Below are 12,161 nucleotides of genomic sequence, written 5' to 3' on the forward strand. Positions count from 1 at the left end.
GTGCGGAGGGGCGGTGTGCCCCGGCCGGCGGGGCCGGGGCACACCGGAGGGCGGGGTCAGGTGCCGGCGGGTATCTGCAGCACTCCCGTGCCCCGCTTGACCAGTTCGCCGGCGATGATCAGGCGCTGGATCTCGGAGGTGCCCTCCCAGATGCGGTCCACCCGCAGTTCGCGGTAGAGCCGCTCGACCGGGTAGGAGCGGTCGTAGCCCCGGCCGCCGAAGATCTGCACACAGCGGTCGATGACCCGCCCGGCCGCCTCACTCGCCGCGAGCTTGGCGATGGCCGCCTTCGCGTGCAGGGTCTTGCGGTCGGCGGTGCCCTCGTCCACCTCCCAGGCGACCTGGTGGGTGTAGGCCCGGTTGACCGCGATGTCGACCGCGCAGTCCGCCAGCATCCCCTGCACCAGCTGGAAGTCGGCGATCGGCGAGCCGAACTGCCGGCGCTCCACCGCCCAGTCCCGCGCCAGCCGCAGGGCCCGCTCGGCGGCGCCCGTGGTGCGGGCCCCGATCATCAGCCGTTCCTCCGTGAACCAGGACCGGGTGATGTCGTAGCCCCGGCCGATGCCGCCGAGGACGGCGTCCTCGGGGACCCGCACGTCGGTGAAGGTGAACTCGGGGTGCTCGTAGACGAAGGTGTGCATGAAGCGCGGCACCCGGGTCATCTCGATGCCCGGGGTGTCCTTGTCGACGAGGAACAGCGTCGGCGCCCGGTCCTCGCCCGCCGCGGCCAGGACGATCATGAAGTCGGCGTGGTCGCCGACGGTCACGAACCACTTCTCGCCGTTCAGTGCCCAGCCGTCGTCGGTCCGGGTGGCGGTGGTCGCCAGGTTCTGCGGGTCGGAGCCGGCCTCGGGTTCGGTCACCGCGTAGCAGTCGCGGCGCTCGCCGCGGATGACCGGTTCGAGGTAGCGCTCGCGCTGGGCGGGGGTGCAGAAGCGCAGGGCGTTGGCGGGGCGCCACACGGTGTCCCACAGGGCGCCGGTGAGCTGCCCCAACTCCTCCTGGACGATGGCCTGTTCCAGGATGGTCAGGCCGGCGCCGCCCCACTCCCGGGGCATGTTGACGGCCTGCAGGCCACTGGCGAGGACGGCGTCGCGGATGGCGGCGTGGTCCTTTGCCGTCAGTCCGTTGTTCTCCTCGCAGTCGGTCTCGTACGCGGTGAGGGTCTCGGTGAGCTCGCGCGCGGTGCGCTTGAGGTCGGCCTGTCGGGGGGTGAGACGGAAGTCCATGTCGGTCCTCGAGGGTCGGTGGGAGCCGGGTCGGTGGTGGCCGCGGGTCAGGGCAGGGGCAGGTCGAGGGCGCGGGTGCCGCGCTTGATGAGCTCGTTGGCGATGATGAGGCGCTGGATCTCGGAGGTGCCCTCCCAGATGCGGTCCACCCGCAGTTCGCGGTAGAGCCGCTCGACCGGGTAGGAGCGGTCATAGCCCCGCCCGCCGAAGATCTGCACACAGCGGTCGATGACCCGCCCGGCCGCCTCACTCGCCGCGAGCTTGGCCGTCGAGGCCTTGGCGTGCAGGGTCTTGCGGTCGGTGTCGGGCCGGTCCGCCTCCCAGGCGACCTGGTGGGTGTAGGCCCGGTTGACCGCGATGTCGACCGCGCAGTCCGCCAGCATCCCCTGCACCAGCTGGAAGTCGGCGATCGGCGAGCCGAACTGGCGGCGCTGCACCGCCCAGTCCCGGGCGAGTTGCAGGGCCCGCTCCGCGGCCCCGGTCGTGCGGGCGGCGATCATCAGCCTTTCGTCGGTGAACCATTCCTTGGTCAGCTCGTAGCCGTTGCCGACACCGCCGAGGACGTCGTCGTCGGGCACGAAGACATCGGTGAAGGTGAATTCGGGGTGCCCGTTGACGGCGGAGTGCATGAACCGCGGGACCCGGGTCATCCGCACGCCCGGTGCCTGCTTGTCGACGAAGAAGAGCGTGGCCGCCCGCTCCGGTCCGGCGTCGGCCTGCACCAGCAGGAAGTCGGCGATGTCCCCACAGGTCACGAACCACTTCTCGCCGTTCAGCAGCCAACCGCCGTCGGTACGGGTGGCGGTGCTGGTGCCCGAGGAGGGATCCGAGCCGGCGCCCGGTTCGGTCACCGCGAAGGCGTCGAAGCGCTCGCCGCGGATGACCGGGAGCAGATACTTCTCCCGCTGGGCCTCGGTCCCGTACACCAGCACGTTGGCGGGCCGCCAGGGGATGTCCCACAGGCAGTTGGTGACCTTGCCGAATTCCTCCTCGACGATGACCTGGTCGAGCAGGGACAGGCCGGGGCCGCCCCACTTCTCGGGCATGTTCAGGGCGTAGACACCGGCGTCGATGGCGGCCCGGGTCAGCTCGCGGACGGTGTCGGCCGGCAGCGGCCCGCCGGCCTCCTCGGCCTGGTCCTCGTACGGGTACAGCAGCGCGGTGTACGCGGCGGCGCGGGCCTTGAGGTCGGCCTGTCGGGGGGTGTAGCGGAAGTCCATGGTGTCCTCCGGGACGGCGGGCGGAGCGGGGCGTCAGGCCGGTACGGCGCGGGCATCGAGGGCGAGGGCCCCGTCCGGGCGGACGAGCAGCGGATTGATCTCGATCTCCGCGATCTCGGGGTGGGCGGCGGCGAGCGTGGTGATGCGCTCGATGACGGCTGCCGCGGCGGCCACGTCGACCGCGGGGCGGCCGCGTACGCCCTTGAGGAGCGCGGCGGTCCGCAGCCCCGCCAGCAGCTGTGCGGCGCGGTCCGCGGGAACGGGTGCCAGGGCGAACGCGACGTCGTGCAGCGCCTCGGTGAGCACGCCGCCCAGCCCGACCATGGCGACCGGCCCGAACCGGGGGTCACGGTTGACCCCCACGATCAGTTCGACGCCGTCCGTCAGATCGGCCATCGCCTCGACGGAGTAGGAGGCGGCGCCGAGCCGGGCGTGCATCTCGCGGTGGGCGGCGACCAGCGCGTCCCGGTCGGGCAGTTTCAGGGCGACCCCGCCGGCGTCGGACTTGTGCAGGAGGTGCAGCGCCTTGAGGACGTACGGCCCGGGGAACTCCGCGGCGGCGGCCAGCAGTCCGGCCTCGTCGGTGATCTCACGGGCCTCGGGGAACGGCACTCCGGCGGCGGTCAGCAGCGTGCGCAGGCCGTGGTAGCCGGTGTCGCGCAGCGGGGGCGCGGCCGGCGGCAGCGGGTGCACGCCCCGCGGGCCGGCCGCCTCGGGCACGGACATGGCCGCCAGCGCCCGGGCCGCGTCCTCGGTGGCGGCGAACACCGGTATGCCCGCCTCGGCCAGCGTCCGGCAGCTGGGTGCGTCGGGGAACATCGACTGGACCACCAGGGGTTTGGCGTGCCGCGCGGCGTGGCCGGCCATCTGGTGTGCCGTCTCCAGCTCGCCGGCGGCGAGCGCGCTGCCGCCGCCGGCGGTGCCGCTCTCGGCGAGCGGTCCGCCCAGGCCGCCGGTCGCCGCGGAGTAACCGCCGAAGTACCCGGTCAACAGGACGGCGTCGACCTCGTCCAGGGCGAGCAGGGCGCCGACGGTGTCACCGTAGGAGTGGGGGTTCTGCTCCCCCATGCCGGCCAGGTCGACGGGGTTGCGTACCGCGGACTGTTCCCACAGCAGGGTGGTGAGCTTCTCCTGGGCGGCGGCACCGAGTTCGGGGACGGTGAGTCCGGCGGATTCGGCGGCGTCGGCGGCGATGGCTCCGTGGCCGCCGCCGTCCGTGCAGACCGCGGTGCGGCCGCGGCCGGCGCGCGGCGTGCCGTTCAGCGCGGCGAGCACGACGGTCATCTCATGCGGGGTGGCGACCAGTTCGACGCCCGCGTCGCGGCAGGCGGCGGCCACGACATCGGCCGAGGTGGTCAGGGCGCCGGTGTGCGACTGGGCGCTGCGCGCGGAGGCGGTGCCGCGCCCGGCCGTGAGCAGGACCACCGGTTTGCCGGCCGTGGCGGCCGCCTCGGCGAAGGCGCGGCCGTCGCCGAAGTCCTCCGCGTAGACGGCGATGGCCCGGGTGGCGTCGTGCCGGGCGGCGTCCTCGACGAGGTCGACGAGGGTGACGTCGGCCTGGTTGCCCAGCGAGACGAAGCGGGAGAAGCCCAGGCCGTGCGGGGCGCAGCGGAGCTGGAGTTCGAGGGCGAGGTTGCCGCTCTGGCTGAGCAGGGCGATCCCGCCGGACGCGAAGCGGTCCGAGGCGAGGTACAGCTGGGTGGTGTTGTCGGCGATGCCGAGGCAGTTGGGGCCGACGAGGACGGCGCCGGCGGCGCGGACCTTTGCGGCCAGGGCCTGTTGGCGGGCGAGTCCCGGCGGACCGGTCTCGGCGAAGCCGGCGGTGATGCCGACGATGGCGCGGGCGCCGCAGGCCAGCGCGTCGTCGACGGCGGTCTCGAAGCCGTTGCCCGGTACGGAGATCACGACCAGTTCGACGGGTTCGCCGATCTCGGCGAGGGAGGTGGCCGCGGTGCGCCCCAGGACCGTGCCGCCCCGTCGGTTGACGAGGTGGACGGGGCGGCGGTCGGGGGCCCGTAGTGCCTGGGCGGCGACCGCGTGGCCGTACTTGGCCGGGTCGTTGCTGGCACCGACCACTGCGACCGACTTCGGGTCGAACAGGGTCGACAGATCACGTCCCATGGTCACCTCTCCAGGCGGAGCGCGGAGTTGGGGCAGGCTTCGGCGGCGGCCCGGGCGGCGTCCTCGGAGGTGCCCGGTGCGGGGTCGGCGACGACGGAGGCGTAGCCGAACTCGTCGAGGTCGACGAGGTCCGGCGCGGGTTCCTGGCACAGGCCGTAGCCCTGGCAGCGGGTGGGGTCGAGGCGGAGTTTCACGGGGGGCGTCCTTTCAGCGGGGGCAGGGGGCGGAGCGCGGGCGGGGCACGGTGCGGACGGCGACGGCCGGGACGGCCACGGTCAGCGCGGCGGCGGGCGCCGCGCAGGCGGGGCAGGGGGCGTCGAGGTGGGAGCGGACGAGGTGGGGGAAGACCTGCAGGAGGCTGCGGGCGGTGCCCGCCGCGGCGTCCAGCAGTCCGCAGGCGCCGCGGCCGGGCAGTGCGGTGACCCGGCGGTGCAGCCGTGAGACCAGGCCGGGGGCGGCCGTGCCGGTGGTCAGGGAGCCGACCTCGTCGCGGATCGAGCCGGTGCCGGTGACGCAGATGCCGCACTGCCGTGCGCTCTCGGCGGCGAGGTGGGCGAGGGCGGCGGAGGCGAGGGACACCGGGCACTCGTCGGGCCCGAGGAAGCGGATCGCCCCGCAGCCCAGGGCCGTGCCCGCGGTGGTGAGGGTGTCGGGGTCCAGTGCGAGGTCGAGGAAGTGCGGTCCGATCAGCCCGCCGAACAGCCCGCCCATGAGGACGCCGGCCGGCTCGGGGGTGCCCTGGGCCCGGGCGAGGGTGCGCAGGGTGCGGCCGTAGGACACCTCGGCGAGCAGGGAGTCGGTGCCGGCGCCGGCGCCGGCGAGCGTCACCAGGGTGCTGCGCGCGGTGTGATGGCGCCCGTCCGGCCGGGCGGCGATGAGCGCGATCCGGGCCAGGGTCTCGACGTTGGCGACGAGGGTGGGGGCACCGTCGACGCCCTCCTCGTAAGGGCGGGGCGGTTTGGCGGTGGGGAGGGCGGGGCCGCCGTTGATCCGCCGGACCACCGCGGACTCCTCCCCGGCGACGTAGGTGTGGGCCGTCTCGACGACCTCCACCGGCAGCAGCGGCGGCCGCTCGGCGAGCGCGCGGCGCACCCGTTCGCCCGCCGTGGCGTCGGAGAGGTACACATAGCCGCGCCGGGCACCGGTGATCTCGGCGGCCCGCAGCAGTCCGTCCAGGACCAGGTGCGGCCGGGCCCGCAGCAGCCAGCGGTCCTTGACCGAGCCGGGCTCGCCCTCCTCGCCGTTGGCCACGACGACGGGGGGCTCCCCGGCGTCGCGGACGGCGCGCAGCTTGCGCGCGGTGGGGTAGCCGGCGCCGCCGCGGCCGCGTAGCCCGGCGGCCTCGACGCGGGCGAGCAGCTCGGCCGCTCCGGTCCTCGCGCGGTAGCCGCCGGTGGCCTCGTACGCCGCGGCGTCCTCGGTGACGCCCGGCGCGGCGCCGAGCACTCCGGGGGTCTCCCGGGGTGTCAGGGAGTCGATCCGGGTCATTCTCGGTCTCCGTCCGATGGGGCGGTGCGCAGGGTGCGCACCGCGCTTTCCAGGGCTCTGCGGTCCGCGGCCGTCCGGCCGTAGCCCCTTCCGGGCAGGCCGATCAGCATGCGGTGGTGGTCGAGCACGACCTCGGCCGCGCGGAGTGCGGCCCGCCGGTCACCGGGCCGGGCGCCGCCGGCGACGGCCGTCACCAGGCCGGTCACCTCGGCGAGATAGCGGAGCCAGCGCTGCTCGGTGCCGTGCAGGATCAGCCGCTCGACGCGGTGCCGCTCGGCCGTGGCCGCTTCGGCGGACGTGTGGGTCACCTCCCCCGCGCCGGTGCGCAGGGCCGCGACGGTGGCGGGCAGCTCGCGCTCCGGTTCGGGGGTGAGCCCGAGCCAGACCAGGCTCCGACGACCGCTCATGCGTGCCTCCGGGGAGAGGGTGGGGTGCCGGCGCCGTGCCCACGGCCGGGGCGGCCGGGTACGGCGCTGCCGTGGCGCGGTGCCGTTGCGGCGCCCGGCCGGCGGATCGGGGTGTGGGGGGTCGCTCGCGTCCGGGATCCGTGCGGCGGAGCACCGGAGCGGCGCCGCCACTAGACTAACTAATCAATTAGTCAGGACACAAGTCTTGACTTCGCCGACACACGCCAGCAATCTGACTGACCAATTAGTCAGCACGGGATTCCGGCACGCCGGTACGGGCCGTTCACCTCGCCCGCCACCGCCTCGACCCCTCACCCGTGCGGCATGGAGGAGTGACCCGATGCGCCCCGAAGCCACCACGACGGTCCCCGGACAGGGCACCCCCGGGCAGGCCCTGTCCGCCCGTTACTACACCGACCCGGCTCTGGTCGCCGCCGAGACGCAGCACATCTTCGCCAGGTCCTGGCAGCTCGTGTGCCATGAATCCGATCTCCCCGGCCCCGGCGCGCGGCTCGCCGCCACCGTCGCCGACCGTGAGGTGCTGGTCGTGCGCACCGGGGACGGCACCCTCGCCGGACATCTCAATGTCTGCCGGCACCGCGGCACCCGCCTGGTCTCCGCGCCCGAACCGTCCGGCAAGGCCATCCGGTGCCCGTATCACGGCTGGACCTACAAGCTCGACGGACGGCTGGTCGGCGCCCCCGAGGCCCGTCAGATCCCCTGTCTGGACAAGCCGGCGCTCGGTCTCTTCCCGGTCCGGGTCGAGTCGTTCCTCGGGTTCGTCTTCGCCAACCTCGACCCGGACGCGGTGCCGCTGGCGGAACAGTGCGCCGGACTGGCCGAGGCCGTCGGCCACTACGCGGGCGCCGACCTGGTGCCGGTGGGCCGCGGCCGCATCCACGATCTGGCCGGCGCCGAGGTGCAGCCGGCCAACTGGAAGGTCGCCGTCGACAACTACCTGGAGGGGTATCACGTCCCGGTCGCCCACCCCGGTCTGATGCGCCTGCTCGACTACCAGGGCTACACGTGCGAGACCGCCGGGTCCTACGCGCTCTTCGCCTCGCCGCTGCGGGACAAACCGTCCTCGAACTGGGCCGAGCGGCTCTACCAGCGTCTCGCCGCCCCCATGCCCGGGCTGCGGGAGACGGACCGGCGGGTCTGGCGGTACGCGGTGATCTACCCCAACACACTCATCGACTTCTACCCCGACCATGTGCTTGCCTGGACCGCCATACCGACGGCGGTCGACCGGGTCGCCGTCCCCGGCGCCTTCTACACCCGCCGCGGGACGAGTGCCCGCACCCGGCTCGCCCGGCGGCTCAACATCCACATCGGCTGGATCACCAATGACGAAGACGTCGCACTGGTGGCCCGGGTGCAAAAGGGCCTCGGCACACCGGGCTTCGAGCCGGGCCCGCTGTCCCGCCGGGAGGCCGCGGTCGGCTGGTTCGCCGACCGGATACGGAACGACCTCGGGGGCGCGATGCGCTGACCCCTGCGGATGAGGCAGCTGTACCAGCCGTCCCCCTCGGCGCGCCGCCCCGTGCCACGGCTGTTGGTCCCGCACGGAGGACAGGGCCTCCGTGTCCTCGTGACCCTGCCCTGGAACAGCGCTCCACCCCTACGGAGAGGACCCCATGTCCCCCGAGGAAACCCCACCCCCCTCCCGCCGTGCGGTGCTGCGTTCGGGCCTCGCCGCGGGCCTCGGCCTGGGCCTGGCCGGGTGCGGATTTCTGCCCGAGGACCGCAACGCCTTCGGCGACCCGGACCGGCCCATCGACGTCAAGGTCGACGGTGACCTGGTGTATTTCAACTGGGCGGATTTCGTCGACCCGGCCGTCTTCGACGGATTCGAGAAGGAATACGGCGTCAAGGTCATCCAGTCCAACTTCGACTCGATGGAGGGCATGGCCGCCAAGCTCAACGCCGGCAACCGCTACGACATCATCTTCCCCACCGCGAAATGGGCCCAGCGCCTCGCCCAGGGAAGCCGGCTGCGCCGCATCGACCACTCCCGGCTGAAGCACCACGAGGCGGTGTTCGGCCACTACCGGTACTTCGCCGACCCCTGGTACGACCGCCGTTCGGCGCACACCGTCCCCTTCACCATGTACAAGACGGGCATCGGCTGGCGGAAGGACCGGATCGGCGACGACCTGGCCGGCTCCTGGGACGACCTGTGGAACGACCGGGCCAGGCGCCAGGTCTTCGTCCTCGACGACCGCGACGAGGTGCTCGGGATGGCCGCGCTCAAGCTCGGCCTGGACCTGTGCACCACCGATGCGCACGACCTCGCCCGGATCACCGACACGCTGCAGAGCCTGCGCCCCCGGCTGCGCGGCTTCTCCAGCGACAGCTACAACAACCTGCTCAACGGCAACGCCACGATGACCCAGGCCTGGAGCGGCGACATGGCCGCGATGCTCGGGCAGGCCAAGGACCCCTCCGTGCTCGGCTTCGAAGTGGCGCGCGAGGGCGCACCGATCAACTCGGACTGTTACGCCATCCCCGCCAACGCCCGCCACCCCGGCACGGCGATGCTCTTCATCGACTACATGCTCCGGCCGGCGAACGTACGCAAGAACGTCCAGTACATCGGCTACCCCATGCCGGTCCACGGCAGCGAGGACGTCTACGCCGCGCTCGTGCGGCCGTTCCCGCAGTGCCTGGTCTCCCCCGACGACCTCAAGGCCGACCTCTTCTTCCGCAATGCCTCACCCAAGGGCGAGCAGGCCCGCGATACCGCCTGGACCCACGTGAAAGCCGGCTGACATGGCACTACGCACCCCCTCCGGGCCACCCCGGGCCCCGCGCGGCCGCTCCGCGTCCGGCACCCGGCTGTGGACCTGGCTGATGCTCCCCGGCACCCTGTGGATGACCGGGTTCCTGATCGCCTCCCTGATCCTGGTGGCCACCCTGGCGCTGGGCACCACCGACCCGCTCGGCAACCCGCGGTTCGGCCTCAGCTTCGACAACATCGCGGCGATGGCCGACCCCGCCTACCGGATCGTGCTGCTGCGGTCGCTGGTGTTCGCCCTGATCGCCTGCGCCGTCTGCCTCATCGTGGCCTACCCGGTCGCCTACGCCATCGCGCTGCACGGCGGCCGGTTCAAGCATCTGCTGATCGCCGCGATCGTCGTGCCGTTCTTCGCCAACTACCTGGTGCGGATGTACGGCTGGTCGGTGGTGCTGTCCGACGACGGCCCGGTGCTGAAGGCGCTGCGCGCCGTCGGGCTGGCGGACGGGCACACCAGGATCCTGCAGAGCGGCGTCGGCGTGATCGCCGGGCTCGTCTACGGCTTCATCGTCTTCATGATCATCCCGCTGTACGCGGCGCTGGAACGGATGGACCTCTCCCTGATCGAGGCCGGCCGCGACCTGTACGGCGGGCCGTTGCGGACCTTCTTCTTCGTCACCCTCCCGGCCACCCGGCAGGGCGCGGCCGCGGGCGCCGTCCTGGTCTTCCTGCCCGCCATGGGGGACTTCGTGAGTGCCCAGCTGATGGGCGGACCGGATCAGATCATGATCGGCAACCTGATCCAGGACAAGTTCTTCCAGGGCCAGAACTGGCCGCTGGGATCCGCCCTCACCATGCTGATGATGGCGGTGCTGTTCCTCGGGATGCTCGGCCATCTGCGGCGCACCCGCAAGGACGAGGCGGAGGCCGCCCGATGACACTTCGCCCCCTGCACCGCCGGCGCCGCCGCGGCACCGACCGCCGCCCCCGGCTCGCCCTCGCGGTCACCGCCGTCTTCTTCCTGCTGCTCTACCTCCCCATCGGGGTGGTCGTCCTCTTCTCCTTCAACGCCCAGAAGTCGCTGACCGTCTTCAAGGGCCTGAGCCTGCGCTGGTACACCGCCTTCTTCCACGACAACGTGCTGATCGAGTCGCTCGGCATGAGTCTGCGGATCTCCCTGGTGGCGATGGCCGGTTCGGTGCTCCTCGGGGTGGCGCTGGCCCTGGGGCTGGTGCGCTGCCGCACCCGGCTGGGTTCGCTGGCCGGCCTGATCATGCTGGTCCCGCTGATCACCCCGGAGATCGTCACCGGTGTCGCCGCGATGCTGCTCTTCAAGGGCATGGACATCACCCTGTCCTCCGGCACGGTCATGCTCGCGGAGATCACCTTCTCCATCTCCTATGTGACGGTGATCCTGCGCTCGCGCATCGCCGCCCTCAACCCGGAGGTCGAGGAGGCCGCGATGGATCTGGGCGCCACCCGCTGGCAGGCCCTGCGGCTGGTGACGCTGCCCGCCCTGCTGCCCAGCATCCTGGCCTCGGCGGTGCTGGTCTTCGCCCTGGTCTTCGACGACTTCGTGCTGGCGTACTTCACCACCGGCGTGGACCCGCAGCCGCTGTCGGTACGGATCTACTCCGCCATCCGGTTCGGGGTGCAGCCCACCATCAACGCCGTCGGCACCCTGATGCTGGTCGGCTCCATCGGCCTCATCGCGCTCGCCCTGGCCATTCCACGGCTGTTCGGCCGCCGCGGTGGCCTCGATCTGCTCTCCGGGAAGTGACACCCATGCCCTCCCTCGACACCCCCCGAGCCGGGTCGGCCGAGGCCGGCGCCCCGCCCGCCGTCCGGCTCGACTCGATCAGCAAGACCTACGGCAACTCCTCCGCGGTCGACGACCTCTGCCTGGACATCGCCCCCGGTGAGTTCTTCTCCCTGCTGGGCCCGTCCGGCTGCGGCAAGACCACCTCGCTGCGGATGATCGGCGGCTTCACCGACCCCACCGCCGGCACCGTCCTGCTGAGCGGCGAGGACGTCACCGCGCTCCCGCCGGACAAGCGCAACGTCAATACGGTCTTCCAGAGTTACGCCCTCTTCGACCATCTCTCGGTGGCCGACAACGTGGCCTTCGGCCTCAAGCGCAAGGGCGTCGGCCGGGCCGAGATCCGCACCCGGGTGGCGGCCATGCTGGAGCGGGTGCAGCTCGGCGAACTCGGCGACCGCAAGCCCGGCACGCTCTCCGGCGGGCAGCGGCAGCGGGTGGCCCTGGCCCGCGCCCTGGTCAACCGACCCCAGGTGCTGCTGCTGGACGAGCCGCTGGCCGCGCTCGACCTCAAGCTGCGGCGACGGATGCAGGTCGAACTCAAGCAGATCCAGCGCGAGGTCGGCATCACCTTCGTCTTCGTCACCCATGACCAGGACGAGGCGCTGACCATGTCGGACCGGGTGGCGGTGATGAACGAGGGCCGGGTGGAGCAGTGCGGCACGCCGGAGGACGTCTACGAACACCCCGCGAGCCGCTTCGTGGCGTCCTTCATGGGGACGTCCAACCTCGTCCCCGGCACCTACCGCGACGGGCAGGTGGTCCTCGACTGCGGCCCCACGCTGCCGGTCGGCCCGCGCAGCGACGTCGCCGACGGCAGCGCCGTCAGTCTGTCGGTCCGGCCGGAGAAGATCTGGCTCTCCGACTTCGAACCCGGCATGGCCCTGGTACGGGGAGTGGTCCGCGAGACCGTCTACTCCGGCCCCACCACCACCTATCTGATCGAACTCGCCCCCGACGTCACGGTGTCCGTGCTGGAACAGAACACCGACCGCTCCCGCATGGAGGACCGCTGGTGCGGCGGCGAGAGCGTGGAGATCGGCTGGCGGCCCGAACACTGTCTGGTCCTCGAGTAGCCGCCCGGCCCGGGCCGGTCCGCCGGACCGGGCCGGCCGCCCTCAGCCGCCCCACCGACAGCAA

General features: G+C 72.6%; 11 protein-coding genes. 5 read left to right on the forward strand and 6 right to left on the reverse strand.

Translation table 11 applies throughout. The features are described 5' to 3' along the window. Window positions 1–56: 56 nt before the first annotated feature. From OIU81_RS01555 to OIU81_RS01580, 6 genes are read right to left on the reverse strand one after another with little or no spacing between them, the layout of a single operon-like run. On the reverse strand, window positions 57–1,229 hold the full coding sequence (locus OIU81_RS01555) for an acyl-CoA dehydrogenase family protein (RefSeq protein WP_329142303.1): 1,173 nt from the start codon (window positions 1,227–1,229) through the stop codon (window positions 57–59). A gap of 47 nt (window positions 1,230–1,276) precedes the next feature. Beyond that, a complete protein-coding gene (locus OIU81_RS01560) occupies window positions 1,277–2,449 on the reverse strand; it encodes an acyl-CoA dehydrogenase family protein (RefSeq protein ID WP_329142305.1) in 1,173 nt (390 codons plus the stop codon). Window positions 2,450–2,482: 33 nt separating this feature from the next. Then, window positions 2,483–4,570 carry an acetate--CoA ligase family protein gene (locus tag OIU81_RS01565; RefSeq protein ID WP_329142307.1) on the reverse strand — a complete coding sequence of 696 codons (2,088 nt, stop codon included), beginning with the start codon at window positions 4,568–4,570 and terminating at the stop codon, window positions 2,483–2,485. 2 nt (window positions 4,571–4,572) lie between these two features. Continuing rightward, entirely contained in the window at window positions 4,573–4,764 is a 192-nt protein-coding gene (locus OIU81_RS01570) for a ferredoxin (protein WP_329142309.1), read from the reverse strand. A 13-nt stretch (window positions 4,765–4,777) separates the two neighbouring features. Beyond that, window positions 4,778–6,058, reverse strand: a complete 1,281-nt coding sequence (locus OIU81_RS01575) for an NADH-ubiquinone oxidoreductase-F iron-sulfur binding region domain-containing protein (protein WP_329142311.1) — start codon at window positions 6,056–6,058, stop codon at window positions 4,778–4,780. Beyond that, window positions 6,055–6,465 carry a hypothetical protein gene (locus OIU81_RS01580; protein ID WP_329142313.1) on the reverse strand — a complete coding sequence of 137 codons (411 nt, stop codon included), beginning with the start codon at window positions 6,463–6,465 and terminating at the stop codon, window positions 6,055–6,057. Before OIU81_RS01580 ends, OIU81_RS01575 begins: the two co-directional genes overlap by 4 nt. Window positions 6,466–6,805: 340 nt before the next feature. Here OIU81_RS01580 and OIU81_RS01585 point away from each other — a divergent pair, with 340 nt between their 5' ends. The 5 genes from OIU81_RS01585 to OIU81_RS01605 all read left to right on the forward strand — a co-directional run bounded on the left by OIU81_RS01585 (window position 6,806) and on the right by OIU81_RS01605 (window position 12,097). Next, entirely contained in the window at window positions 6,806–7,957 is a 1,152-nt protein-coding gene (locus OIU81_RS01585; RefSeq protein WP_329142315.1) for an aromatic ring-hydroxylating oxygenase subunit alpha, read from the forward strand. A gap of 145 nt (window positions 7,958–8,102) precedes the next feature. After that, the gene (locus tag OIU81_RS01590) at window positions 8,103–9,236 is read left to right on the forward strand and encodes a polyamine ABC transporter substrate-binding protein (protein WP_329142317.1); all 1,134 of its coding nucleotides are present in this window, start codon (window positions 8,103–8,105) and stop codon (window positions 9,234–9,236) included. Window position 9,237: 1 nt separating this feature from the next. Beyond that, complete coding sequence (locus tag OIU81_RS01595) at window positions 9,238–10,140, forward strand: ABC transporter permease (protein ID WP_329142320.1); 903 nt, start codon at window positions 9,238–9,240, stop codon at window positions 10,138–10,140. Beyond that, window positions 10,137–10,982: an ABC transporter permease gene (locus OIU81_RS01600; protein WP_329142322.1), complete on the forward strand. Its 846-nt coding sequence runs from the start codon at window positions 10,137–10,139 to the stop codon at window positions 10,980–10,982. Before OIU81_RS01595 ends, OIU81_RS01600 begins: the two co-directional genes overlap by 4 nt. A gap of 5 nt (window positions 10,983–10,987) precedes the next feature. Then, on the forward strand, window positions 10,988–12,097 hold the full coding sequence (locus tag OIU81_RS01605; protein WP_329142324.1) for an ABC transporter ATP-binding protein: 1,110 nt from the start codon (window positions 10,988–10,990) through the stop codon (window positions 12,095–12,097). Window positions 12,098–12,161: the final 64 nt, after the last annotated feature.

The sequence above is a fragment of the Streptomyces sp. NBC_01454 genome (genome assembly GCF_036227565.1).
GTDB lineage: Bacteria > Actinomycetota > Actinomycetes > Streptomycetales > Streptomycetaceae > Streptomyces.